The following is a 26,454-nucleotide window of genomic DNA, read 5'->3' as shown; positions in this document are numbered from 1 at the left end:
CCATGTCAAACCGGAATTGGTCACATCTCATCGCAGTCCCAGTGCTGGTTGCGACCGCTGCACCGGCATCGGCCACCGACTATCTCTCGGTTGCCGATGCGCAGCACGCGCTGATCCCGCAGGCGCAAAGCTTCGTGCCGTTCCCAGTGACTCTATCCCCTGCCCAGCTCGGCCAAATCCGGAAGCTGTCGGGCGTTCCCCAACGGACGAGCCAGCCGAGCATCTGGCGCGCAATGCAGGGCAGGACCACGCTTGGTTGGGTGCTGGTCGATGAAGTCGTCGGTAAGCACGAGTTCATCACCTACGCCACCGCCATCTCCCCCGACGGCCATGTGCTGGGCGTAGAAATTCTCAACTATCGGGAATCCCACGGCGGAGAGGTCCGCAATCTGGCTTGGCGCGCGCGGTTCCGCGGAAAGACGCTGGGCGACAAGTTCAAACTCAATCAGGACATTCCGAACATCTCCGGCGCAACGCTTTCCTGCCGCAACATCACGGATGGCGTGAAACGCCTGCTGGCCATCCACTCGCTCGTTCTGGCGGCTGCCTGACGATGATCACTCGTTGCCGGCCCCTACTCGGCACGCTGGTGGAAATCACGGTTCCAAAAGGATGCGAGGATGCGGTCGGCCCGGCATTTGCCATGATTGCCGACCTTCACGCGCGCATGTCCTTTCATGAACCGGCCAGCGACCTTGCGGCTCTTCGTTCGGCTCAGCCCAGCGAAGCCGTCAAGGTGGATCGCGAAACCGTTTCGGTCCTGCGAATGGCTGTCGCATTGCACGAAGCAACCGACGGCTTGTTCGACGTCGCGGTCGGGCGGGCGCTCGTCCGTGGCCGTTTCTTGCCCCGCGACGGGATCATGCACCTCAACCGTTTCACCGGAACCACGGCAGATATCGAGATCATCGACGATTGCCACGTTCGCTGTCACCGGCGGATGCTGATCGATCTTGGCGGAATCGCGAAAGGCCATGCGGTGGACCGCGCGGTAGAAACCTTGACGGCGGCCGGCGTTCCGGCCGGGCTGGTCAATGCGGGCGGCGACCTGCGAACATTCGGCGCACGCGATTGGCATGTCCAGCTCCGCGATGCGGACGAGGCCATACGCCATGTGGTGACCGTCAAGGACTGCGCCGTCGCAAGCTCTGCCAACCTTCATAATCGGCGGCAGGTGAAGGGTGTACCCCACGGTCCGCATATCGGATGGAATGGTGTGCCCGTCCTCACCGACCAGCGCGTTACAGTGATTGCGGAATGGTGCGTCATTGCCGATGCGATGACCAAAGTCGCCATGGTTAATACCGATCTTGCCGATGAAATTCTCAAGGCGCATCGAGGTTACGTCCTTCGCGATGCAATGTTGGTGGGGGCTGCCTGATGCCGCATCGTCGTACGGCTCGGCTCGCCAAATGGCAGATTTGGCTGCTTAGCCTCAGCGGCCTTGGTCTCTGGTTGAGCGGCAGCGCCTGGCTCCTGCTCCATTTTTATGGGCAGAAGCAAGGTGAGTTCGGTCCGGAAATGAACCCGGTCGAGCCCTGGATGATGAAGATGCATGGGCTGTTTTTGATTCCCGCCCTGCTCGGCATCGGCGGGATGTTTGTCGCACATATCCCCAAGGGCTGGGATCATGTCCACCAGCGTGTCGCCGGCATTGCCTTGTGCGCTCTCCTCGGGTGGCTGATCGTCAGCGGATACATGCTGTATTACGTCGGGGATGAATCCGTGCGCCCCTGGGCGAGCCTAGCCCACTGGTCGCTGGGCCTTGGCCTTCCGGCCGTTTTTGCATGGCACTACATCAACGGTCTGCGCGCACGGCGGCGCGGACGGGCCAGATAGCGCGTCTTCGCCAGCTTTGAGGATACAACCAGCGGTGCGCGGCGTCGCAACTGGACGCCTCGAAAAACTGCTGGCTGAGGCCGGCATGGCGTGATTCACTGGTTTTCGCGACGAGCGGAGGCAGCGATGGCGGGACAGCCTGGTTTCTTTGATCTTTCGGACCGGTACGAAGCGCTGAGCGCGGCAGGAGATCCGCTTGAGCGCCTGGCGGCTGTCGTCGACTTCGAGGTTTTCCGCGGTCCGCTGGTCGCCGCGCTGCGACGGAGCGTTCGTGGCAAGGGCGGCAGGCCGCCGTTCGATCCGGTCCTCATGTTCAAGATCCTGGTACTGCAGGCGTTTTACTCGCTCTCTGACGAGGCGACCGAGTTCCAGATCAAGGACCGGCTCTCGTTCCAGCGGTTCCTGGGGCTCGGCCTCGACGGCACCGTGCCGGACGCGACGACGGTGTGGTTGTTCCGGGAGCGCCTGGTACAGGCCAAGGCGATCGACAAATTCTTCGCCCGCTTCGATGCCGCGCTCAAGGATCGGGGCTATCTCGCCATGGGCGGGCAGATCATCGACGCCACGGTGGTTCCGGCGCCAAAGCAGCGCAACACCGAGGCCGAGAAGGCAGCGATCAAGGAGGGGCGCGTCCCCGAGGAGTGGAAGCCGGCGAAGGTACGGCAAAAGGACCGCGATGCGCGTTGGTCGATCAAATACAGCAAAGCCAAAGTCCCGGAGGGTGCCGATCCCAAGGAGGCCAAACCGGTTGATCTCGCCATCCCGATGTTCGGCTACAAGAACCATATCGGCATTGACCGGGCCCACGGGTTAATCCGCACATGGGGCACCAGCGCCGCCAACGCCCATGATGGGGCACGGCTGCCGGACCTGATTAGCATGGGCAATACCGGCTCGGGCGTCTGGGCGGATACGGCCTACCGGTCGAAGAAGAACGAGGCGTTCCTGGCCGCTGGCATGTTCAAGAGCCATATCCACCAGAGGCGCAAGCCAAGGCGGTCGCTGCCCGAGCGGATCGCCAAGGCCAACACCCGGCGATCCAAGATACGTGCCCAGGTCGAACATGTGTTCGCCGGCCAGAAGCACCGCATGGGGTTGGTCGTGCGCACCATCGGCATCGCTCGCGCCACTATCAAGATCAGCATGGCCAACTTGGTCTATAACTTCCAGCGTCTCGCCTGGCCCGAGGGGCGAACTGCGCCCGTATGACGCCGATCCGGCTCAAAATGCTGGCCAGCCGACCAGAAATCACCCGACCAATCCCGCAAAATGGCCTCTTACGCGACGCAACCAACCCGACGCGCGAATGTCACGCCAAAATCAGTCGGTTCTTCGAGGTGTCCAGCTGGTTAGACACATCGTCCTTGCCAGCCTGGCCAGCACAACATATGTTCAAGCGAACATATTCAGGGGATCCCGACATGACTGCGAATCCCAAGCCGACCACGGCTGCGCGAGGGCGCCCCGCCAAAGGCCTGCGCAGCGGTCGCGATTCCTTGCTCGGCGCGGCAACCGCTGCCTTCGCTGACCTGGGCTTCGACAGCGCCGATTTGCGAAGTATTGCCGCAGCGGCAGGTGTCAGCCAGAACCTTATCCGCGTTCACTTCGGCACTAAGGCAGCGCTCTGGGATGCCTGCCTGGATGCGATCATCGCGGTCTCAACGCCCGCAACGGAGCAGATCGCGGCGCTGTCGCGCAACGCATCGCGTCCCGTGTTCGAGCGACTGCGAGAAGCGATCGGGCGGGCTGCAGATTTCTATGCGGCGCACCCCGAAGCGCGCGATTTCATCACTCGTCACACCCTGGAAGCGCCTGAGCGCTCCGACCGGCTGACCGAACTTCTCCTGCGGCCCGCCTATGAAGCGATCAGGCCGATGCTTGAGGAAGCCGTTGCACGCGGAGTCATCCACAGCGGTCATCCGGCGATCATCTTTGCCCTTATCAACAACGCGGTCAGTCCGCCCGCGTCCTTCCCGGCCCTGATCCAGCAGATCGCGCCCGAGATCGACGGCACCCAGGCGCATAAGCGGATGGTCGAAACCTTCGCCGCAACGCTGCTGCGTGAGCCGGCGGCCACCGCATATGGAGTGGAGCACTGACATGATAGCGACACGTCCGGTCTCCGCCCGGCCCCTTGTACTGGCTGCAATGTCGCTCGCAGCCGGATCGCTGGCCGGCTGCGGCCGCGGCGAGCAGACTGCCGCGTCGCCGCGCACCGTGGAAACCGTCGTGGTCGCACCTGCATCAGGCGCGGTATCCAGCGTCTATTCCGGACAGGTTGTCTCCCGCTATTCCGGCAACTACGGCTTTCGCATCGGCGGCATGATTACCGAGCGGGCAGTCGAACTAGGGCAGCAGGTGCGCGCGGGCCAGATGCTGGCACGGCTCGACCCGCAGGACGTGCAAGTCACTGTGCGCAGCGCGGCGGCCCAAACGTCCGCCGCCGCCGCGCAGTCCGAGGCGCAGGTGACGGACCTTGCCCGCGCACGGCGCCTGCTCGCCGAAGGCTTCATTTCGCAGGCGGAATTCGACCGCCTGCAAGCCGGGACGCGCAGCGCACAGGCGCAGTTGCGCTCCGCGCGCGCTCAGCAGACCGGTGCCGATCAGCAGCTCTCCTATACCGTCCTGCGCGCCAGCCGCGCGGGGGTGATCACCGCCGTTCACGGCGATGTGGGCGAGGTCGTGCCTGCGGGGCAACCAGTCGTGGTGGTCGAAAGCCCCGGCACCGTCGAGGTCGCCACCAGCGTCCCCGAGGGCGAGGTAGCAAGGTTCCGCGCCGCCCAACTCGGCGTGCGCCTCTGGACAACGCCATCACGGATATTCCCGGCGCGGATACGCACGCTCTCCGCCGCCGCCAATGCGCAGACGCGCACGTTCGATGCCCGCATAGTGTTCGACGCACCGCCAGGAACCGCCGCGATCGGCAGCACTGCCGAGGTTGTCATCAAGGAGCCGGTCGAGCGGCAGGCGCTGCGCGTCCCGCTCGCCGCCATCACGCGGCAGGGTCAACGCAGCGTCGTCTGGGTCGTCTCCGGCGATCCTGCAACGGTGCAGCCACGCTCCGTCACCATAGAGGCGACGCAGGACAACGATGTGCTGATCGCATCGGGGATACGCAAGGGAGAGCATATCGTCAGCGCCGGCGCCCACCTTCTCAAGGCGGGCGAAGTGGTCCATCCCGTTCCCAGCAGCGCCTTCGCCAATCGATGAAGGGGCCGAATCTTTCCGCGTGGGCGGTCTCGCACAGCGCGGTCATGCGCTTCGTGCTTGTCCTTGCCGTGATCGCGGGCGCTTATGCCTACTGGTCGCTCGGGCGACAGGAGGACCCCGACTTCACCGTCAAGAACATGCTCGTTTCGGCAGCATGGCCTGGCGCGAGCGCGGAAGAAATGGCCAATCAGGTCGCCAGGCCAATCGAGCGTGCCATCCAGACGCTGCCCGAGGTCGATTACATGCGCACGAATGTGCAGCCGGGCCGCGTGATCGTGAACATCAAGGTGCGCGAGGACGCGCCATCGGGGGCACTGCCCGGTATCTGGAACCGCGTGCGCCAGCGCGTGCAGGACCGCGCGGGACAATTGCCCGAAGGCGTGCTCGGGCCGCAGTTCAACGACGATTTCGGCGACACCTACGGCAATATCTATGCGCTCAGCGGCGACGGCTATTCCCTCCCGCAGCTCAAGATGTTCGCGGATCGGCTGCGCGATCAGTTCCGGCAACTGCCCGATGTCGGACGCGTCGAGTTTGAGGGCGAGCCGGAGGAGCGCATCTATGTCGAATATCGGTCGGCGCGGCTTGCCGCGCTTGGCATCAGTCCTGCGCAAATCGTCCAGACCATACGCGACACCAACACCGTCGCACCGGCCGGAATCGTCGACCTTGACGCCGAGCGCATCCGTATCGACGTGACGGGTACTTTCGATACGGTCGAGGCGATCCGACACATCGGCATTTCCGCAAATGGGCGCAGCTTTCGCGTTGGCGACATTGCCACGGTGCGCCGCGCGCTGGTCGATCCGCCCACCTTCCGCATGCGTTTTGACGGACGCGATGCGGTCGGCGTGATGGTTTCGCTGCGCCAGGGCGGCAATGTGACCCGCCTTGGCACCGGGAGCGAGGCTCTGGTGGAGGCGTTTCGCGCACGGCTGCCTGTGGGCGTCAACCTCGATGTTGTCGCCAACCAGCCCGAAGTGGTCCAGCACTCGATCGGCGAGTTCACCCGTTCACTGGTCGAGGCGATAGTGATCGTGCTTGCCGTCAGCTTTCTCTCGCTGGGCTGGCGCCCGGGAATCGTGGTCGCGCTGTGCATCCCCATCGTCTTTGCGCTGACCTTCGCCGCCATGCTCACGCTGGGCATCCCGCTCCATCGCGTGTCGCTGGGGGCGCTGATCATCGCGCTCGGCCTGCTCGTCGATGACGCCATCATCGTCATCGAACAGATCGACACACATCTTCACTCCGGCTGGGAGAAGGTGAAAGCCGTTACGTCGGCCTATCTCGTTACCGCCCAGCCCATGCTGATCGGCACGCTCATCACCATGCTGGGCTTCCTGCCCATTACCCTCGCCAAGTCGGCGGCAGGTGAATACGCCAGTTCCATCTTCTCGGTGGTCGCGCTCTCGCTGGGGTTTTCGTGGATCGTGGCGGTGTTCGTCACACCCTTCATCGCCAACGGGATGCTGATCGAGCGGGCCGGTGCTGCGCACGCCCAGGACGGCGAAGATGGTGACCACGGCCACGGCTCTTATGACGGACAATTTTACCGCCGCTTCCGCGAGGCGGTCAGATGGGCGCTCGATCACCGCAAGCTGGTCATCCTCGTCACCGCCGCGCTGTTCGCGCTCTCGATCGGCCTGTTCGCCAAGGGGGTACCAAAGCAGTTCTTCCCGACCTCCGATCGTCCCGACCTGATTGTGGACCTGCGCGCGCCGCAAAACGCCTCGTTCGCGCAGACGATGGCCGTCACACAGCGGTTGGAGCGGCTGCTGGCGAAAGACCCGGATGTAAAAACGATCACGTCCTATGTTGGAGGCGGCACGCCACGCTTCTATCTCGCGCTTGACGTTCAGATGCCCAACATCGCGCTTGCCCAGCTTGTCGTGATGACGAGCGACGAGGAGGGACGCGCGCGTGTTCAGCAGCGCATCGAGGAACTGCTTGCCACACAGTTCCCTGAGGTCCGCGGACGCATCAGCACGCTGGAGCTGGGGCCGCCAGTGGGACAGGCGTTCAAGATACGCCTGTCGGCACCGGACTATGCCGATATAGCCGCGACAGCCGAGCGCATCGAACAACTGATGCGTACCAACCCTCACCTGCGTGACGTCAACAAGGACTTCGGCGATTCCCAGAAATCGGTGCGCGTCGAAGTCGATCAGGACAAGGCGCGCGCGCTCGGCATCACATCGCTCAATATCGAGCAGGCTTTGCAAGCCTCTCTCGAAGGGCTACCCATCACGCGCTACCGCGAGCAGGATCGCGTGCTTGACGTCGTGGCCCGGCTCGGCCCCGACGAGCGCAGCAGCCTCGATCGCCTCTCGCAGATCAACGTCCCGACCGCGAGCGGACAGGCCGTGCCGCTCTCGCAGGTCGCCCGCCTGTCGCCGAGCTTTGAGGCCGCCGAACTCAACCGCAGGTCTAGCCTGCCGACGATCACAATCCAGGCGGATACTATCGGCGCGCAGCCCGACGACATCGCCAGCGCCCTTGGCAAGCCGCTTGACGCAATCCGTGACAAGCTTCCGGCGGACGCCACGATGACCTTCGGCGGTTCCATCGAGGAGAGCGCCAATTCGCAGGCCTCGGTGTTCAAGCAAGTGCCCATGGCCTTGGTGCTGATCCTCGTGCTGCTCATCATCCAGTTGCAGAGCAACAAGAAAATGGCCCTTGTCGTGTTGACCGGCCCGCTGGCGCTCATCGGCGTAGCGCTGATCCTCAGCCTGTTCCGCATTTCCTTCGGCTTCGTCGCCATGCTGGGCGGCCTGTCACTGTTCGGCATGATCATCCGCAATTCGGTCATCCTCGTCTCGCAGATCGACGCGCTGCAAGCCGAGGGCGCCGATCTGCATGAGGCGATCGTCGAGGCGACAGTGCATCGCTTCCGCCCGATCATGCTGACCGCCCTGGCCGCGATTCTCGCGATGATCCCGCTGACCCGCTCCGTTTTCTGGGGGCCGATGGCGTGGGCGATCATGGGCGGGCTGATGGTCGCCACCGTGCTGACCCTTATCTTCCTGCCGGCGGCCTTTGCGGCGGCCTATCGCGTGCACCGTCCTGTGGAACCGGAGGCCGACCATGCCTGATGTTCGTTCTGCCTGTTCTGCTCTTGGGATCATCCTCGCTCTCGCCGCCGCGCCCGCGTCGGCGCAAAGCCTTTCCGATGCCTATGCCGCTGCCCTGCGGCAGGACCCGGACCATACGGCCGCCGCCGCCGAACGCGATGCTGCGCAGGAAAACGAAGCCCTTGCACGCGTCCTGTTTCGCCCAAAGGCGCAGGTACAGGGCAACGCCGGATACAGCCGGGTCACCGCCGACATGGACGACACCTCAAGCACACTTCTCGATCAGGTCGATGGCCTGAGCGGCGGCGTGCTGGTCGGCGTGGAGCAACCGATCATCAGCGGCGAAGCGCGCGCGCAGCAACGCCAGCTTCGCGCCGGTGCCCGCGCAGGCGATGCGCAATATGAGGCCAGCCGCCAGCAACTCGCTCTGCGCGTAGCACAAGCTTATTTTGATGTGCTCAGAGCCAAAGACACGCTGGCGAGCCTCACCGCGCAGGAAGAATCCGCCCGCCGCGAGCAGCGGGCGGCGCAGGCGCGCTTTGACGCCGGATGGGCCAAGATCACCGATGTGCGCGAGGCGCAGGCGCGCGGCGACGGGGTGGCCGCGCAGATCGTCAGCGCGCGCGCCCAAAGCGAGCTTGCCGTTTCTCGTTTTCGTGAACTGACCGGCTTTGATGGCGGCGAGTTGCACCTTGTGCGATCTGAGCTGTCCCCGGCGCCCCCTATCCGTCCCCTGCCGGATTGGCAGGACGAAGCCGAAGCGCAGGCGCCGGTGATCCATGCCCGCCGCGAGCAGCTTGCCGCGAATGAGGCCACCGTCGATCAATATCGCTGGTCAAGCCAGGTCCAGGTCACCGCGCGGGGTGCCTATGGCCAGACATGGCGCGGCGGAAACGAGGCGGCGCTGTTGGGCGTCATCACGCCGCCCGGTCGCGTCGGCGGGTTCTTCGCCGGGTTGCAGGCAAAGATCCCGCTCTATACCGGCGGCGCTCTGGAAGCCCAGCGGCGCCAGGCCACCTCGCAGGCGGCAAGCGGCCGCGCGCGGCTTGACGCTGCTCGCCGCGATGTGCGCTTGCAGGTCGAGCAGGCGTGGCTTGGCCAGCGCAGTAGCGCCGAGCGGGCGGCGGCCCTGCGAACCGCACTTGCCTCTGCCGAGCTACAGGAGCGCGCGGCGCTGACTGGCCGCGAGGTCGGTGTACGCACGCAGAGCGACGTCCTCGCGGCACAGGCCCAGACTTTCGAGATCAGTCGGCAGTTGAACGACGCCCTCTATAGCTACGAGTATAGCCGCGTCGCGCTTGCCGCTGTCGCCGGAGTTTTGACACCGGACACCCTGGCCGAGATCGACCGCGATCTCACACCGCGCTAAAGCGATAGACAATCTCATGCGACCGACGGGACAATTTGGAGATCAATCAGATGACGGACAGAGCTTCCATTGATCAACGGACAGGCTGGGGATGGATTTTCGCTTATGGCGTGATCGTGATCCTGGTCGGGCTGCTGGCCTTTCTCAACCCGCTCGCGACCGGAGTAGCGACCGGCCTCCTGATCGGCGCCATGCTCATCGTCTACGGCATTGTCGCAATCCTCGCCGGCCTGTCGTCATTGTCCCGCCGTGCGCGCTGGATTGAGTTGCTGCTGGGCGTGCTCGGCATTTTCGCGGGCGCGATCACGATCTTCAACCCCTTTGCCGGCGCACTCTCGCTGGTGCTGTTGATCGGCGCGTGGCTGCTGGTCAGCGGCATCTTCGAGATCGTAAGCGCGCTCGCGATCGCCCATGACCGTGTCTGGCGGCTGCTTCTCGGCGTGTTGGACGTTGTTTTGGGCGGGCTGCTCCTATCTAGCGAACCCGCCACGGGGCTCGCCTTCCTCGCTTTTTGCATCGGAATCAGCTTCCTGATCCGCGGCGTCTTCCTCGTCATGCTGGCTTTGGGGTTGCGCAGGATGACGCACGCCTGATCCCGTCACCCCACTTCCGCAGATATATGACTCTCTGACCTTGCAGTGTATGGGGGCGGAAGCGATGCGCTATGCACTCACCCGCTGGGAGGGTCTCTCGAGATTCCTCGATGATGGTCGCGTCGACCTCGACAGCAACACCGTCGAGCGATCAATCCGCCCCCTGGCACTGAACCGCAATTATGCGAAGTGCCGGATTATGCGCAGGTGGGGCTGCCTGATGGGGCCAACCCGCCGGTTCCGCCTTCGAATCAGTCACAGCCCTCCCGCAATAACACACTCACCCCTCGGCGACACCGCATCACCGTTCTTACCAGTCATCCCCTCCCAATTTATGAGTTCACTGCTAATCGGACCATTCAGATTCGCCGCACTTGAGGGCGTGATCCTCAACAAGGCGATCAGCCTCGTGGTGGTAGCAGCGGCGCTCGTCTTCCGGACACGAACGGTCCCCCTCGAAGTAGTCGCCGCACATCGGCCACTTGTCCTGAATCTGCTAGCGGGCGCCTTATCGGAGCCTGGTTCGGGGCGTGATGGGCCGGTCGCGCCAAATCCGAATTGCTTCACACAGTCATCGCCGCGCTATTGCTTCCCATCGCGGGAGTGCTTCTTGTCGACCATGACGCCCAAGCAGGCCATCCTCTGTTGACCGGGTCAGGACAGGTTCTGGCGGGGATAGTTCCGGGGCTTACCACCGTTATTCTCGCATCGTTGCTAGGCGTCGCTGGCGGAGGAACTGCTGACACAGCTGTCGCGGGGCGTGGGTAGTCGGCCGACGGCCAATCAGGAGCATGGCCATCGCATCATTGGGTAAATTGATCGCTGCTCCAGAACGCTTCAAAATATATGTGAAGTTGCACGGTCGGATGTGGTACCTGTGGCGGGCCATCAACCACGAGGGCGAGGCGCTAAAAAACCACGTTGTCCACAGATGACAGCGCCACATAAGGCGCCTTGAGGGGGCATGTGCTTCAATCTGCAAACATCGACTGGAACGACACGTTCCTGACTGCTGCTCTCGAGCCGGAAAAGTGGCCCGAGGCGCTCGACAAAATGGCCGGTCAACTGAGGGCCACGCATGGCCAACTGATCGGCGTGGGCGGAACACGCGACATCCCGTTCAACATCGTCACCAACTTCGAACGCCGAGGACTCGAGTCATTTGCCGAAATCGACGGCGGCTCACCGCTCGCTAATTATCGGATCGCCGCCTGCAATCAGGACATCGTGCGCGGACGCTACGACAGCATTCTTCACGAAAAGCACTACGATGCCACGATACCGCGGCTCGCGACGAAGCAATATGTCGAATGGTGCGACGAATATGACATCCCGTTCGGTTGCCAGACCAACCTGGTAGTGGATCAGGCTGGAATTGTTGGCCTGGCGATCCTGCGCAAACGCAAGGAAGGGCGCACCACAGTCGCGGAGCGACGGCTCTTTGCCAAGGTCGCGGTAGCGGCACGACGAGCGGTGCGCCTGCAGGAGCGGCTGGAGGGCGAGCAAGCCCGCCTGCTGGCCGGCGCGTTCGATGCGATTGCCGCCGCGGCCTTCATCCTGGATGCTGGGGGACGGGTCCAGGCGATGACTGCGAGCGCCGAGAAGCTTATTGCGGATGGCGACATCACGCTTCGCAATCGGCTCTTGCAGGCTGATGCACTCCCGCTCTCGCTGGCGCAAGCCGTGAGGGCATTGACCACCGATGGCGGCCTCGATCATGTGCGACTGCGCATCAATTGTCCCGATGGGCGGCCAGCCCGTTTCATGGAAGGGTTCCGTCTGCCCGGCCGTCCGTGGTCGCTGGGCCACCTTCCGCATGCGATCATGGTGGTGAGGCAACCGCAGCGGGACAGGGCAGGAATATCAGGGTTCCTGTCGGCGCTCTATCGATTGACCGCAACAGAAGCGGAAATCGCCATGCGCCTCTTCGACGGCATGAGCCGAAACGACATCTGCGAGGAGAGGTCTGTCACGGCGGAAACCTTGCGTGGTCAGGTCAAGTCCATTTGCGCCAAGACCGGATCACAAAATGAGGCTGACCTGATGCGTCTATTGGGCGCAATCATGGACTGAGGCTTTGCAAGCACCGCGGCAAAAGGCCCAGCCTGATACGAGATCAAGCTGGGCAGTAAAGGATGACGTCGTCATCCTTCGGGTCGCGTGGCCGATCTAGGGCTCCTTCGTAGTTGCATCATCCCCCGAAGGGGGGGCAATCTGAATGCCTGTTTCAGGCCATCGTCCCGATCGTCTTGCGGAAGCGGGCCAGAGCGATCACAAAGAAAATGCTGCCAATGGCGATGATCGCCAGAAATTGCGGCCAGACGACGTCGATACCTGCGCCGCGGTACAGGATCGCCTGCGCCATCTTGACGAAATGGGTGGTCGGGGCGGCGAGCATAAGAGTCTGGACCATCTCGGGCATACTCTCGCGCGGGGTAGTGCCGCCCGACAGCATCTGGAGCGGGACAAGAACGAGCATCAACAGCATCCCAAACTGAGGCATGGAGCGCGCAACGGTGCCCATGAATATGCCCATCGACGTCGTCGCGAAGAGGTGGAGAGAGGCGCCGAGCAAGAACAGCGACACGGATCCTTCGATGGGAACCTTTAGCACACCCTGGATGACGACGATCAGCGCAAAGGCACAGGCGACCAGCACGACGAGGCCCATCGCCCACACCTTGCTGGCCATGATCTCGAAGGGGGTTACGGGCATCACCAGCAGATGTTCGATCGTGCCATGTTCTCGCTCGCGGATAAGCGCCGCGCCAGTCAGCACGATGGAAAGCATGGTCACATTGTTGATGATCTCCATCACTGAGCCGAACCAGCTCTGGGCCAGGGTCGGATTGAACCGCGCGCGCAGGGCAAGTTCCGCAGGTAACGGGGCAGTCGCGCGCGTGCCCTTCATGAATTCCGACACCTCACCCTGCACGATCTGCTGGACATAGCCGCCGCCGCTAAAGGCCTGGCTCATGCGGGTAGCATCGATGTTCAGTTGCACCGTCGGCTGACGCCCCGCCAGCACGTCACGTTGGAAATCGGGCGGAATGTCGAGGGCGAAGGTATAGCGTCCGGCATCCATGCCCTTGTCAAACTCATCCAGCCCCACGATCGACGGACGGGTGAATTGCGGCGGAAAGAACGCAGCGGCTATGCGTCCAGACAACGGCGACTGGTCCTCATCGACGATCGCGATCGGCGCCTTGTGTAACGATTCCGGCAAAGCGCTCGCCGCAACATAAATGCCCAGCGTAAAAGCATAGACGATGAGCACGAGCATCATCGGATCACGCCACAAGCTGCGCAGTTCCTTGATGCCGAGCCGATAGATGTTCGCTGCCTGCTGCATCGCTCAGTTCTCCTGCTTCTTCAGCAACAGGACGCACAGGCCAAGAATGACCGGGAAAGCCACCGCAAGGGACAAGAGAGGGTGGAATAGATCGCCAAAGCCCAGTCCCTTGGAGAACACCCCGCGGCAGATGGTCACGAAGTGAGACGTGGGGAAAATCGTACCGATCGCCCTTCCAGCCCCTTCAAGCGACGAGACCGGGTTGATGAGACCGGAAAACTGCACGGCAGGTAGGATTGTCCCGATGGCGGTCGCGAACAGGGCAGCGATCTGGCTGCGCATGAAAATGGAGAACACCAGGCCGATGGCGGTGGAGGACAATGTGTAGAGAAACGCGCCCAATGTCATGGCCAATATGTTGCCCGAGATCGGAACACGAAAGATCAGCAGGGCGAGCAGGATCAGCAGCACATAATTCACCATCGCGAGCGCGACATAAGGGAGCTGTTTGCCGAGCAGGAACTCGAGGCGGCTGATTGGCGTCACATAGAAGTTGATGATCGAGCCGAGCTCCTTTTCCCGCACCACGCTCAACGCCGTCAACATGGCGGGAAACAACAACAGCAACACCGGAATGACGGCAGGCGCAATGGCAACGAGGCTCTTTACATCGGGATTGTAGCGATAGCGCATTGCGATCGTGACCAGGCCGCTCGATGGTCGAACGCCCAGTTTCTGCGCCGCCATGTCGCTCAGCCATTGGGCATGCATCGCCTGGACATAACCCTGCACGGTTTCCGCGCGCTGCGGCATGGCGCCGTCGATCCAGGCGCCGATCTGGACCGAATTGCCTCGTCTTATGTCGCGGGCGAAATTGGGCGGCAGTTCGATCGCGAGGCTGAGTTCGCCCGACCGCATGCGGCGATCAAGCTGCGCATAGTCGGTAATTTGCGGCTTCTCGATGAAGTAGCGGGATCCGGCCAGATTCAGCGCATAGTTCTGGCTGGTCGTCGTGCCGTCACGGTCGAGCACCGCGAAAGGAAGCTTCTCGACGTCCATGCTGATGCCATAACCCATGACAAGCATCAGCAAGGCGCTGCCAAGCAGCGCCAGGGTCGCCCGGATCGGGTCGCGCGTGAGCTCCAGCCCTTCGCGCCAGGCATAGCTGACGACGCGACGCTTGCTGAACATCGGGGACGATGAGGTGCGACCGGGCTCGGGAGCCGCCGCAGGCTGGCTCTCGGCCGGAACCTGGTCCCCACTGCAGTCGGCATCGGAGGCATCCTCGAGATAGGCAATGAACGCCTCTTCGAGAGTGCCGCTCCCTCGCTTCTCCACGATCGCGGCTGGTGTGTCGCTGATCAGCACCTTGCCCGCATGCATAAGCGAAATACGATCGCAGCGTTCCGCCTCGTTCATGAAATGGGTGGAGATGAAGATCGTCACCTTGTCATTGCGCGACAGGTCGATCATCATCTGCCAGAACTGGTCGCGCGCGATGGGGTCGACGCCGGATGTCGGCTCGTCGAGGATTAGCATCTCGGGCTTATGGATCATTGCGACCGCAAGACTAAGCCGCTGACGCTGGCCGAGCGGCAACGCGTCTGGCAGCGCGTCCATGATTTCGTCGAGATCAAAACGATCCGCCATTTCCGTGACGCGGCCAGGCACGTCTGCGGCAGGCACATGGAACAGTTGCGCGTGCAGTTCCAGATTCTGCCGTACCGTCAGTTCCGAATAGAGCGAAAAGGCCTGGCTCATGTAGCCGACGCGCCGGCGGGTCGCCATGTCGTCATTTTCGACCGTGCGACCGAACAGCCATGCCTGACCTTCGGTCGCCTTGAGCAGGCCGGTCAGCATCTTCATCGTCGTCGATTTGCCGCAGCCGTTGGAGCCGAGGAAGCCGAAAATCTCGCCGCGCTCGATCCGGAAATCGACATGGTCGACGGCGGTGAAATCGCCGAAGCGCATGGTGAGGCCTTTCGCCTCGATGGCAATGTCGCTCGCCCCTGTGTCACGGGGCGGGATCTTCACCGCCCGATGACCATGCCGGCGTTCCTCGGGGAGAAGGGCGATGAATGCCTCTTCGAGCGTCTTCGTGCCGGTGCGCGCATACAGATCCTCCGGCGTTCCGGTAGCGAGGATCCGGCCCTCATCCATCGCCACCAGCCAGTCGAAGCGCGCCGCCTCCTCCATATAGGCGGTGGCTACCAGAACGCTCATGTGGGGCCGATCGGCGCGGATGCTGTCGATCAAATCCCAGAACTGCGCCCGGGACAGGGGGTCGACGCCTGTGGTCGGCTCGTCAAGCAGGAGAAAGTCGGGATCGTGGATCAGCGCACAGCACAGGCCGAGCTTCTGTTTCATGCCGCCCGACAATTTTCCCGCAGGCCGCTTGCGAAAGGGCGCAAGACCGGTGCTGTGCGTCAACTGGGCGATGCGTCTTTCGCGTTCTTCGGCGCCCTGACCGAACAGCCTGCCGAAAAATTCCAGATTCTCGTCGATCGACAAGGTTGGATAGAGATTCTTGCCAAGGCCCTGCGGCATATAGGCGATGCGCGGACAGACGGCTTCGCGATGCGCGCGCTCATTCATGTCGCCGCCCAACACCTCCACCCTGCCTTGCTGGATCGTACGTGCCCCGGCAATCAAGGAGAAAAGGCTCGATTTGCCGACGCCATCGGGCCGATCAAGGCCACCATCTTGCCAGGGGGGATGTCGAGATCGATCCCGTCGAGAGCCAGCCTCTTGCCATAGCGAAGGCTGACGCCAACAAGGCGCGCCGCCAGGGCAGCGCTGGCCGGCTCGACTTGCTCCATTGCCGGATCGCTCACGGGTCGGTCCGAACCGCAAGCTTGTCAGGCCATGTGGCGTTCTGATCGATGCGGACATAGGCCATGCCGGGCAACCCCGTCTTCACCTGGGTGATATGCTTTTGCAACAGGGCGGGATCGATCCGCGCCTTGATCCGAAACATCAGCTTCTGTCGTTCGCTCGCAGTTTCGACGGTTTTGGGTGTGAACTGCGCGACATCGGCCACGAACGAGACCTTGGCCGGGATCACCACGCCCGGCATTGCATCAAGGACCAAACGGACATCCGTTCCGAGCGCAACCCGGCCGGCGACGGTCTCCGGGAGGAAGAAGGTCATGTAGACGTCACCGAGATTGACGAGGTTCAGAATCCGGCCGCCGCCCGCCACGACCTCGCCCGGCTGGGCCACGCGATATTGTACGCGGCCCGCGGCAGGTGCACGCAGATCGCTGTCACGAATGTCGGCATTGATGCGTTCAATCGTCGCCTTTGTCGCATCGACGTTCGATTGCGCGCCGATGACCTGACTGCGCGCCGTGCCGATGGCGGCATCGACTGCGGCCAGTTGCGCGCGCGCCGCTTCCACGGCGGCCGCAGCGCCTTCGACTTGCGCCTGGTAATCGTCGCGCTCCTGCACTGCGGTCGCGCCTTCGCGTGCCAGCGTCTCCGAACGCCCCAGCCTTTTGCGCGCGGCGTTCAGTTCCGCTTCGCGCTGACGGACACCCGCCAACGCCGCGGCCCGTTCGCTTTGCCGTTGCAGCACCTGGCTCTGCGCAATCTGTATGGAATTGATCGCCTGAGCCAGATGCGCCTGAGCCTCCGACCGTTGCGCGCTTAGAACATCGATATCCATGTGCGCGACCACTTGACCGGCCTTCACGAAATCGCCTTCATCCGCAACGATGTCGCGGATGCGGCCCGGGGTCTTCGCCGAGACGTCGATCTCGATCGCCTCGATCCGCCCGTTGCCACTGACGATCCCATCGGGAAGTTCGGATGGCTTGAGGATCGTCCACAGGACGAAGCCAACCACGATAACGGCGATGACGATGCCGCCCCGGATGAGCCATTTCTTCTGGGGCATTGTCATTGTTCGTGCTTCCCGGTTTGTGTTGTGTTGACGTCAAAAGCAGGATTGGCGACGAACCCACCACCCAGCGCGGCATAGAGGGCGATGCCGCTGGCGAGTTCCGCGCGGCGAAGCTGGACCAGGGTTTGTTCGGTATCGAACAGATCGCGCTGGGCATCGAGCACTTCGAGATAGGCCGACCGACCGTTGTCGAAGCGCAACTGGGCGAGCCGGGCGCGTTCCCGCAGCGCCTCCAACATGGTGCGTACGCTTTCGGTCTGCAACTTCAACTGGCGCCGCCGGACCAGCGCGTCGGAGACATCGCGAAAGGCCGACTGAACGGTACGCTCATAGTCCGCGACGGCAATGTCGCGCCGCGCCTTCGCCACGTCGAGATTGCCGGCCAATTGGCCCGCATTGAAGATCGGTACGCTGATCGTCGGGCCGAAGTTCCAGGCACCGCTGCCTCCCTTGAACAGCCCGTCCAACTCACTGCTCGCCGTTCCGAACGCGCCGGTGAGGCTGATCCGGGGAAAGAAGGCGGCGCGTGCCGCGCCGATATTGGCGTTGGCTGCGCGCAGGATATATTCTGCGGCAACGACATCTGGCCGGTTGACCAGCAATTCGGACGGAAGCCCTACCGGCAGCACGATATCCGGAGCGCCCTCCATCATATCGAGTCGACCGGGAGCAATATCGACCGGGCGCCCCACCAGCAACGCCAGCGCATTGCGGTTCACCTCGCGATCCTGGTCGAGGCTCTGCAAGGTGGCCTGAGCCCGCGCGAGCAGGGTCTGCGCCTGGGTCATCTCGAGTTTCGATCCCGAGCCAACTTCATAACGCCGCCGCATGATCCGCAGCGATTCCTCGCGGGTCGCGATGGTCCGGGTCGCTATCGCCACCCGCTCCTCATATTCGCGCTCCAGAAGATAGCCATTAGCGACCTGGGCGACCAGATCCGTTGCCACCGCGCGCCGCGCCTCTTCGGTCGCAAGATATTGCCCACGCGCAGCATCGCGCAGGTTGCGCAGTCGCCCCCAGAAATCAATTTCCCATCCAGCGCTCAACTGAGCGTAGATCTGGTTACCCGTGACCGCCCGGCCTGTGACGGAGAGGTCCGCCGGCGTGTGGCCGCGGGTTCCTGTTCCCACGGCCGCCACCTGCGGATAAAGTGTTGATCCCTCGATGCGCCATGCCGCCCGCGCTTCCGCCACCCGGCCCGTCGCGATCCTTATGTCGCGATTATTGGCCAAGGCCTCGCCAATCAGGGCCTGAAGCTGGGGTTCACGGAAGAAATCCTGCCAGCCGATCCGGGCGATTGCTGGGCCGTTCGATGGCTGACCCGCAAACGTTTCCGGTATCGGGAGCGCCGGGCGAACATGAGCCGGCGCGAAAGAGCAACCAGCCAGGAGCAGCGCCAACGTGACGCTGATCGGGATAGCTGTCTTACATCCGGCTGCTCGTTGCCATCGTGCCGCCTTCAAATGAACCACGCCGGATTTCCTCACATACCAGGATTGGATGAACTGCCCCGCCTCTCTGCCAGGCAAGCGGAACAGATTCATTTGCTGGTGATCTCACTCAGCCTTGGTGGTGCCCGCCTTGACCGGGGCAGGCTTGGCTTCCTCGCCCTTGTTCAAAAAGGGTGTGAAAAAACCCTGGACGGTATCGGCAAACTGCTTCTGGCCATCGGCCGGCACAAACTGACTCCATGCGCCCTGCCATTCCTCGAAAACGCCGCGCACTTGCCCGAGCGTTTCTTCGCGAACCTTCTGCATGTCGCTCAGTATCTGCTGCGCGCCTTCGCTGTCGAAGCTCGGCACTTTGCCAAGTTGCAGAGTTTGGAACCGATTGGCAAATTCGGACGCTGCCTTCGTGCCGATCTGGGCATATTCCTGACTACTGCCGCGGGTGATATCGGCAAGTTTCAGCATGAACTGGCCATTTGCTTTCATGAGGTGAAGAATCTGGTCAACTGGGTAGGTCATGCGATGATCCCTTCTGAGTTGGTTTCGAAGAAGATGGGCAAGCAGAAGCAAGGCTGGAATGCGCGGCTCGCGCCGCCAGCACCATTGGGGTATCCCCGTAATTGTCTCGCACTTCAGCCATTGGCGATATACTGTCCGCCGTTGATGGTGAGTATTGCGCCCGTACAAAAGGCCGCCCTGGGCGAAGCCAGATAGCAGACGGCGTCCGCGATTTCCTGCGGTGCACCCAGGCGGCCGACCGGTATCTGTGCGATGATGGCATCGCGCACTTCCGGCTTGACGTGCGCGACCATATCCGTGTCGACATAGCCTGGGCAAATGGCGTTGACGGTGATCCCACGCGACGCATTTTCCTGCGCCAGCGCCTTGGTGAAACCGATCACCCCGGCCTTGGCCGCGGAATAATTGGTTTGCCCAACCTGCCCCTTCTGGCCGTTGATCGAGGAGATATTGATGATGCGGCCAAAGCGTCGCTCGCGCATCCCCTCGATCAGCGCACGGGTCATTGTGAACATGGAATCGAGATTGGTGGACAGCACTGCTCGCCACTGCGCCCAGTCCATCCTGTGAAACATGCTGTCGCGCGTAATTCCGGCATTGTTGACCAGCACCGTAATCGCCCCGAACTGCTCTTCTACCTCGCTTACGCCTTTGACGCAGGCGGCTTCGTCGGCGACATCCCATTTGAAAACCGGGATCCGGGCTTCCTCATGGAAGCGTTCGGCCGCGGAATCATCGCCATGATAGACCGCCGCAACGGAATAGCCTTCGGCGCTCATGGCCCTGGCGATCGCCGCGCCAATGCCGCGCGTCCCGCCGGTTACGAGTGCAATTCCGCTCATTTGCCTTATCCTTTGCCTTGCTTGTTCCGTCGGCAATAGTACGACGCAGCAGCACGACATCATCAAGATGTATACGCATTGGTTTCGTTATTGCCAGAACGATCACTGCGGTTCAAGAGGCTTTGCTCGATCAATGCGGCATCGAGGATCGAATAGGAGAGGACTCAAATGAGACGCAGGGAAGGACGTTTGCCGCCGCGCGATCCCAAGGGCGGCCGGCCGTCGCAGGAACTGGCGGCCAGGCTCGGCGTCCATATTCTCGATATTGCGCTGGAGCAGCTCATTACCCACGGTGGCGACCGCGCCAGCATGGAAGTGATCGCCAGAGCAGCCAATGTTTCGAAGCGGACGCTCTATTCGCGCTTCGGATCCAAGGTCGATCTGCTCTATGCCGTGATCGATCATGGATTCGCAAGAATCGCAAAGCCGGTCACCCGGCCGACAGCAAAAGGTTCACCCCGGGAGCAGTTGTTGTCAGCGGCAAAGAAAATGCTCAACGCAGCCCTCAAACCGGAAACCATCGGCCATGAAACGCTTATTTATTGGGCAATTGAGCACTACCCCCGAGCCGGGACCAGGGCCAGGGCCGACAATCATGCCGGCATTCAGATTTTTCGCCGGATTCTCGACGATGCCGCGGAACGTGGCGAACTGATCGTGCAGGATCCGGAATTCTTGTCGAGCCTGCTGTTCGACGCGCTGGTGGTGGGCCCGCGCCACAGAATTCTGCGCCGCCGCACCTTGGCCAATACGCCGGCCGCGAAGAACGAGTATCTGGAAAAGACACTTGAGATTGTCCTGGCAGGCGCTTGCCCCCCCTCAAGCTGAGGCCGGAACAGGATGATAACGGTCCGAGTACCACTCGGCCTCGACTGCCATCAGCCGGATGCCCGGCGCGGCACAAATGACCGAATCCGAACCAGGCTTGCCAGCTCCACGCTCTTAATGACGCCACGGAATCGACCGTGCGACGGAAATTCCCCCTACTAGAAAAGGCTATACATTAACTGCCCCTACTGGTACCGTTTTTGTCAACACTGCTCGCGGAATTTTGTGCTAGCGGGCCGACTAAGGCGGCTCGTGAATGTGTAACATAAAGAGAATAAGTGATTTTTGGCGCGTCACGCCGAGAGAGGACTGGGATTACACGATGTAGATTCTGCCGGGAAACGGCAGGATTCGCGTCCTCTTCACGGAGTGAAACGACCATGGCCCTCCCCGCACAGAATACTGCCGTCGACCCACTCGACGGCATTGCCGAGACCCTCGACCGCGCGGCTGGCGCAGCCATCGCCCGGGCCACGTCCGGGCTTTCTCCGGCTACCCTTGCCCAGGCCTTTTCCGACTGGGCCTTGCATCTCGCCAGTGCGCCAGGCAAGCAGATGCAACTGGGCGCCAAGATGGCGCGCAAATATGCCCGGCTGTTCGATTATGCCCTGCGCAGCGCCAGCGACCCTGATGCCAAACCGGCGATCGAACCGTTGCCACAGGACCGGCGCTTCTCCGATCCCATCTGGAAGCAGACCCCTTTCAACCTCCTGTCCCAGGCTTTCCTGCTGAACCAGCAATGGTGGCATGCGGCGACCACCGGCATCGGCGGCGTCACCAGTCATCATGAGGACATGGTCGAGTTCACGGTGCGGCAGATGCTCGACACGCTGGCGCCGACCAATTTCCTTGCGACCAACCCGGTGCTGCAAAGGAAGATCCTCGAGACCGGCGGACAATGTCTGGTCGATGGCTTCCGCTATCTATTCGAGGACATGCAGCATCTGGTGCGCGGCCTCCCACCGGTGGGAACGGAAGAGTTCCGGGTTGGAGAGAATGTCGCCTCCGCCAAGGGCAAGGTCGTGTTCCGCAACCGGCTGATCGAACTGATCCAGTATGAGCCCACCACGGACAAGGTCCGGCCGGAACCGATCCTGATCGTCCCGGCCTGGATCATGAAATATTACATTCTCGACCTGTCGCCCGAAAACTCTCTGGTCCGCTGGCTCACCAGCCAGGGCTTCACGGTCTTCATGATTTCATGGCATAATCCGGCAAGCGATGATCGCGATCTCGACATGGATGCCTATCGGCAGATGGGGCCGATGGCGGCACTCGACGTCATCGCCGCGATAACGGGCGCGACCTCGGTTCATGCGGCGGGCTATTGCCTGGGCGGCACCCTGCTTGCGATCGCCGCCGCGGCCATGGCCCGCGATGGCGATGAGCGCCTGACCAGTGTCACGCTGTTCGCGGCGCAAACCGAGTTCAGCGAACCAGGAGAGCTTGGCCTCTTCATCGACGAGGGGCAGCTCAACCTGCTCGAGAACATGATGTGGAGCCAGGGCTTCCTCGACACCAGCCAGATGGGCGGTGCCTTTCAGATCCTCCAGTCCAACGACCTCGTCTGGTCGCGCGTGCTGGGCACCTATCTGATGGGGGAGCGCGTGCCGATGAACGATCTGATGGCGTGGAACGCCGATGGTACGCGCATGCCCTACACCATGCACAGCCAGTATCTGCGGCGACTGTTCCTCGACGACGATCTTGCCGAAGGCAAATATAAGGTCGGTGGCCGGACCATCGCCCTGGACGCCTTACACAAGCCGATGTTCGTTGTCGGCACCGAGCGCGACCATGTCGCTCCCTGGCATTCGGTCTACAAGATCCATCATCTGGCGCCGGCTGAAACCACCTTTATATTGACCAGCGGCGGACACAATGCCGGCATCGTATCCGAACCCGGTCACAAGGGCCGCCGCTATCGCATCCTCACCCGGGAAGCCGGGGGCTTGTCCTTCGATGCGGACGAATGGCTGGAGCGCGCGGCGGAGAAACAAGGATCCTGGTGGCTCGAATGGGGAGAATGGCTCGAACAGCACTCGGGCGAGCCCGTTGCTCCTCCCTCCATGGGCGCAGCGGACAAAGGCTATGCTCCCATCGCCGACGCGCCCGGCCATTATGTGCTGGAGCGTTGAATGATGACCGGTCCTCAAATGATCGAGAACCGCACCTTCGATGAAATCACGCTCGGCGAGACGGCCAGCGCCACCCGGACGCTAACCCAGGAGGATATCCAGCTTTTCGCGCTCGTCTCGGGCGACGTGAACCCGGCGCATCTCGACGCCGACTACGCCGCGACAGACATGTTCCGGCGGGTGATCGCCCATGGCATGTGGGGTGGCGGGCTGATTTCGGCGGTGCTGGGCACGGAACTGCCCGGGCCGGGTGCGATCTATCTCAGCCAGTCGCTGCGCTTCGCCCGCCCCGTCGGGCTGGGCGATACGATCACCACCACCGTCACCGTGCTGGAAAAGCGGCCCGAGCATCAGGTGGTGGTGCTCGATTGCCGTTGCGTGAACCAGGACGGAAAGGACGTCATCACCGGGCAGGCCGAGGTGAAGGCGCCGACGGAGAAGATATGCCGTGCGCGCATGGCTCTGCCCGAGGTGCGTCTGTCCGCCCATGGCGGCTACCGCACGCTGATGGAAAGGACCGCCGCCGCCGACCCGGTGACGACGGCGGTCGCGCATCCATGCAGCGCGGCGGCGATCCTGGCGGTCGTGGAAGCGGCCGAGGCCAACCTCATTGCGCCCATATTGGTCGGACCCGAAGCGCGGATCCGTGCGGCGGCGGCAGAGGCAGGCAAGGATATTGCAGCATTCCGGATCGTTCCGGCCGACCATAGCCATGATGCGGCCGCCAAGGCCGTCGCGCTTGTCCGTTCGGGCGAGGCAAAGCTGTTGATGAAGGGTTCGCTCCATACCGACGAACTGATGGGCGCGGTGGTATCCGCCGCCACAGGCCTTCGAACCGAACGCCGGATCAGCCATGCCTATGTGATGGATGTGCCCGATCACCCGACACCGCTGATCATCACGGATGCCGCGATCAATATCGCGCCGACGCTGGAGGAAAAGGCGGATATCATCCGAAACGCGATCGATCTTGCTCATGTGATCGGCATCAAGGCGCCCAAGGTCGCGATCCTCGCTGCCGTTGAGACGGTAAACCCGGCCATGCAATCGACGCTCGACGCCGCAGCCCTGTGCAAGATGGCCGATCGCGGACAGATTACCGGAGGCCAACTGGATGGGCCGCTCGCCTTCGACAATGCCATCAGCCCGGCAGCCGCCAAGGAAAAGGGCATCCTCTCGCCTGTCGCCGGCATTGCGGAAATACTGGTGGTGCCCAATCTGGAAGCGGGCAACATGCTGGCCAAGCAGCTCACCTTTCTGGGCGGCGCGGATGCCGCTGGCGTGGTGCTGGGCGCGCGGGTGCCGATCATCCTTACCAGTCGCGCCGACAGCCTGCGCACCCGCCTCGCCTCCTGTGCGGTGGGGGCGCTGCTGGCCCGAGCGGCAACGAAAGCAACCCCGGGGCTTGCCGGAACGGTGGCCTCATGAAGGCGGTCGTCAGCCTCAACTCTGGCTCGTCGAGCATCAAGTTCGCGCTGTACGGCCTGGATGCGCAGGGATCGCCGAGTCTTTCGGCAGGCGGAAAGATCGAGGGCATCGGCATTGCCCCACATCTTGTCGCCCGGACGGTTGACGGAGAGACGATCTTCGATCGCAACTGGCCCGACGGCGCGAACCTGACGCACGCGGATCTCCTCAAGGAATTGTTCGACTGGGCGCTGGGCCACCTCGACGGATATGAGGTCGTCGCCATCGGCCACCGCGTCGTCCATGGCGGCACGCAGTTCGCCGCGCCTCGCCTGATCGACGAGGCGCTGCTCGATGCGCTCGACGCGCTCTGTCCGCTCGCGCCGCTGCACCAGCCCCATAATCTGGCCGCCATCCGTGCGATCAGGACGCTCCAGCCCGATTTGCCGCAGGTCGCCTGTTTCGACACCGCCTTTCACCATGACAAGCCGCTCTTGGCCTCGCGCCTTGCAATTCCCCGTGCGCTCCACGATCAGGGCATTCGCCGCTATGGCTTTCACGGCCTGTCCTACGAATATATCGCGCGCCGCCTGCGCGATATCGACCCAGCCCTCGCAGGGGGGCGGATCATCGCCGCCCATCTGGGCAATGGCGCCAGCCTCTGCGCTATGCGGGGCGGGCGAAGCGTCGATACGACGATGGGCTTCACTGCGCTCGATGGCCTGATGATGGGGACGCGCTGCGGCAGCATCGATCCCGGGGTCGTGCTCCATCTCCAGACACAGATGGGCATGAGCGCTGCCGAGGTCGAACAGCTCCTCTATAAGCAATCCGGCCTACTGGGCGTGTCCGGCATCTCCAGCGATATGCGCGCGCTGGCGGCCAGCGATGCGCCGGAGGTGGAGGAAGCCATCAGCCTGTTCACCTGGCGTGCCGCGCGCGAAGCCGGTGCCCTCACCGCTTCCCTGGGCGGCCTCGACGGTCTCGTTTTCACGGCCGGCATTGGAGAAAACAACGCCGATGTCCGCAGCCGGATCTGCCGGAGGCTCGAATGGCTCGGGCTGGAAATCGACGGGCTTGCCAATGCAGGCCATGGCCCCGTCATCAGCCTGCCGGACAGCCGGGTCAAAATTCTGGTCATCCCCACCGACGAGGAGCGGATGATTGCCCTGCACAGCCTGACCATCATGGAGAAACGCACATGACTCCCCTGGTCGATCTCAGAGGCAAGCGCGGCCTGGTCATCGGCATCGCGAATGACAAGAGCATCGCGGCGGGCTGCGCCGAAGCCTTTGCGGCTTGCGGCGCGCGCCTTGCGGCAACCTATCTCAACGAAAAGGCCAGGGACTGGGTCACCCCGGTCGCCGAACGATTAAAAGTGGAATGGATGGCCCCGTGCGACGTCCGTGTGCCCGGCGAGCTTGAGGCGCTATTCACCGAGGTCGAACGCAGATGGGGCGGCCTCGACTTCCTGCTCCATTCGATCGCTTTCGCGCCTCGAGAGGATCTGCACGGCCGCGTCGTCGATTGTTCTGCGGAAGGGTTCGGCATGGCGATGGACGTGTCCTGCCACAGCTTCCTGCGCATGGCGAAACTCGCGGAGCCGTTGATGACGCATGGGGGCTGCCTGCTCTGCGTCACCTTCTACGGCTCGGAACGAGTGGTTGCCCATTATAATCTCATGGGACCGGTCAAGGCCGCGCTGGAAAGCGCCACCCGCTATGTCGCGTCCGAACTTGGCCCCAAGGGAATCCGCGCGCACGCCATTTCGCCAGGACCGATCGCCACGCGCGCGGCAAGCGGCATCGACCGGTTCGACGACCTGCTGGCCCGCGCGGCGGCGGAAGCGCCTGGACACCGGCCCGTCGAGATCGAGGATGTCGGCGCGCTCGCGGCCTTCCTGGTCAGCGATGCGGCGAGACGGATTACGGGTACTGTCATCCCTGTCGATAACGGCCAGCATCTGCTCGCATGAGCCCGCGCTTGAGTCTCTG

At 62.8% G+C, this 26,454-nt stretch carries 21 protein-coding genes and 2 pseudogenes; 17 read left to right on the top strand and 6 right to left on the bottom strand.

The annotated features are described in order from the left end of the window. Positions 1-2 precede the first annotated feature (2 nt). The 12 genes and pseudogenes from EGO55_RS18620 (at position 3) to EGO55_RS18570 (ending at position 12,155) form a co-directional block, all read left to right on the top strand. Positions 3-551, top strand: coding sequence for an FMN-binding protein (locus EGO55_RS18620; protein ID WP_021690620.1), 549 nt, complete (start codon positions 3-5; stop codon positions 549-551). Positions 552-553: 2 nt separating this feature from the next. Next, positions 554-1,381 carry an FAD:protein FMN transferase gene (locus EGO55_RS18615; RefSeq protein ID WP_021690621.1) on the top strand — a complete coding sequence of 276 codons (828 nt, stop codon included), beginning with the start codon at positions 554-556 and terminating at the stop codon, positions 1,379-1,381. Continuing rightward, positions 1,381-1,839, top strand: a complete 459-nt coding sequence (locus tag EGO55_RS18610; protein ID WP_021690622.1) for a hypothetical protein — start codon at positions 1,381-1,383, stop codon at positions 1,837-1,839. Before EGO55_RS18615 ends, EGO55_RS18610 begins: the two co-directional genes overlap by 1 nt. A gap of 126 nt (positions 1,840-1,965) precedes the next feature. After that, entirely contained in the window at positions 1,966-3,048 is a 1,083-nt protein-coding gene (locus tag EGO55_RS18605) for an IS5 family transposase (RefSeq protein WP_021690623.1), read from the top strand. A 212-nt stretch (positions 3,049-3,260) separates the two neighbouring features. Then, a complete protein-coding gene (locus EGO55_RS18600) occupies positions 3,261-3,938 on the top strand; it encodes a TetR/AcrR family transcriptional regulator (protein ID WP_021690624.1) in 678 nt (225 codons plus the stop codon). Position 3,939: 1 nt separating this feature from the next. After that, complete coding sequence (locus EGO55_RS18595) at positions 3,940-5,049, top strand: efflux RND transporter periplasmic adaptor subunit (protein WP_021690625.1); 1,110 nt, start codon at positions 3,940-3,942, stop codon at positions 5,047-5,049. Next, on the top strand, positions 5,046-8,141 hold the full coding sequence (locus tag EGO55_RS18590; protein WP_021690626.1) for an efflux RND transporter permease subunit: 3,096 nt from the start codon (positions 5,046-5,048) through the stop codon (positions 8,139-8,141). Before EGO55_RS18595 ends, EGO55_RS18590 begins: the two co-directional genes overlap by 4 nt. Further along, positions 8,134-9,489 (top strand): TolC family outer membrane protein, encoded by a 1,356-nt coding sequence (locus EGO55_RS18585; RefSeq protein ID WP_021690627.1) that lies wholly within the window; start codon positions 8,134-8,136, stop codon positions 9,487-9,489. The genes EGO55_RS18590 and EGO55_RS18585 overlap by 8 nt, the downstream gene beginning before the upstream one ends. A 50-nt stretch (positions 9,490-9,539) precedes the next feature. Next, positions 9,540-10,082 carry an HdeD family acid-resistance protein gene (locus EGO55_RS18580; protein WP_040716076.1) on the top strand — a complete coding sequence of 181 codons (543 nt, stop codon included), beginning with the start codon at positions 9,540-9,542 and terminating at the stop codon, positions 10,080-10,082. 55 nt (positions 10,083-10,137) lie between these two features. Further along, a pseudogene (locus EGO55_RS18575) lies at positions 10,138-10,269 on the top strand (IS66 family transposase); the annotation flags it as partial. 604 nt (positions 10,270-10,873) lie between these two features. After that, on the top strand, positions 10,874-11,017 hold the full coding sequence (locus tag EGO55_RS21790) for a DDE-type integrase/transposase/recombinase (protein ID WP_429860912.1): 144 nt from the start codon (positions 10,874-10,876) through the stop codon (positions 11,015-11,017). Between the two features lie 19 nt (positions 11,018-11,036). After that, positions 11,037-12,155: a helix-turn-helix transcriptional regulator gene (locus tag EGO55_RS18570; protein ID WP_124916818.1), complete on the top strand. Its 1,119-nt coding sequence runs from the start codon at positions 11,037-11,039 to the stop codon at positions 12,153-12,155. A 154-nt stretch (positions 12,156-12,309) separates the two neighbouring features. Here the strand turns inward: EGO55_RS18570 and EGO55_RS18565 are convergent, their stop codons facing one another. The 6 genes and pseudogenes from EGO55_RS18565 to phbB form a co-directional block, all read right to left on the bottom strand. Continuing rightward, positions 12,310-13,434 carry an ABC transporter permease gene (locus EGO55_RS18565; RefSeq protein ID WP_021690630.1) on the bottom strand — a complete coding sequence of 375 codons (1,125 nt, stop codon included), beginning with the start codon at positions 13,432-13,434 and terminating at the stop codon, positions 12,310-12,312. 3 nt (positions 13,435-13,437) lie between these two features. Continuing rightward, positions 13,438-16,193, bottom strand: a pseudogene (gene rbbA, locus EGO55_RS18560) (ribosome-associated ATPase/putative transporter RbbA). A gap of 11 nt (positions 16,194-16,204) precedes the next feature. Continuing rightward, positions 16,205-17,278 (bottom strand): HlyD family secretion protein, encoded by a 1,074-nt coding sequence (locus tag EGO55_RS18555; protein WP_021690632.1) that lies wholly within the window; start codon positions 17,276-17,278, stop codon positions 16,205-16,207. Continuing rightward, on the bottom strand, positions 17,275-18,822 hold the full coding sequence (locus tag EGO55_RS18550; protein ID WP_084620096.1) for an efflux transporter outer membrane subunit: 1,548 nt from the start codon (positions 18,820-18,822) through the stop codon (positions 17,275-17,277). Before EGO55_RS18550 ends, EGO55_RS18555 begins: the two co-directional genes overlap by 4 nt. 12 nt (positions 18,823-18,834) lie before the next feature. Beyond that, entirely contained in the window at positions 18,835-19,296 is a 462-nt protein-coding gene (locus EGO55_RS18545) for a hypothetical protein (RefSeq protein ID WP_124916817.1), read from the bottom strand. A gap of 62 nt (positions 19,297-19,358) precedes the next feature. After that, positions 19,359-20,087: an acetoacetyl-CoA reductase gene (phbB, locus tag EGO55_RS18540; RefSeq protein WP_021690635.1), complete on the bottom strand. Its 729-nt coding sequence runs from the start codon at positions 20,085-20,087 to the stop codon at positions 19,359-19,361. Positions 20,088-20,255: 168 nt separating this feature from the next. On the opposite strand from phbB, the gene EGO55_RS18535 reads away from it, so the two are divergent. From EGO55_RS18535 to fabI, 5 genes are all read left to right on the top strand, one after another. Then, positions 20,256-20,915 (top strand): TetR/AcrR family transcriptional regulator, encoded by a 660-nt coding sequence (locus tag EGO55_RS18535; RefSeq protein WP_021690636.1) that lies wholly within the window; start codon positions 20,256-20,258, stop codon positions 20,913-20,915. 380 nt (positions 20,916-21,295) lie between these two features. Continuing rightward, a complete protein-coding gene (locus EGO55_RS18530) occupies positions 21,296-23,053 on the top strand; it encodes a PHA/PHB synthase family protein (RefSeq protein ID WP_021690637.1) in 1,758 nt (585 codons plus the stop codon). Positions 23,054-23,056: 3 nt separating this feature from the next. Beyond that, positions 23,057-24,481, top strand: coding sequence for a bifunctional enoyl-CoA hydratase/phosphate acetyltransferase (locus EGO55_RS18525; protein WP_040716212.1), 1,425 nt, complete (start codon positions 23,057-23,059; stop codon positions 24,479-24,481). Next, a complete protein-coding gene (locus EGO55_RS18520; protein ID WP_021690639.1) occupies positions 24,478-25,665 on the top strand; it encodes an acetate/propionate family kinase in 1,188 nt (395 codons plus the stop codon). The genes EGO55_RS18525 and EGO55_RS18520 overlap by 4 nt, the downstream gene beginning before the upstream one ends. Continuing rightward, a complete protein-coding gene (fabI, locus tag EGO55_RS18515) occupies positions 25,662-26,435 on the top strand; it encodes an enoyl-ACP reductase FabI (protein ID WP_021690640.1) in 774 nt (257 codons plus the stop codon). The genes EGO55_RS18520 and fabI overlap by 4 nt, the downstream gene beginning before the upstream one ends. Positions 26,436-26,454 lie beyond the last annotated feature (19 nt).

Source organism: Caenibius tardaugens NBRC 16725 (genome assembly GCF_003860345.1).
GTDB lineage: Bacteria > Pseudomonadota > Alphaproteobacteria > Sphingomonadales > Sphingomonadaceae > Caenibius > Caenibius tardaugens.
This window is presented reverse-complemented; position numbering and strand designations above follow the sequence as displayed.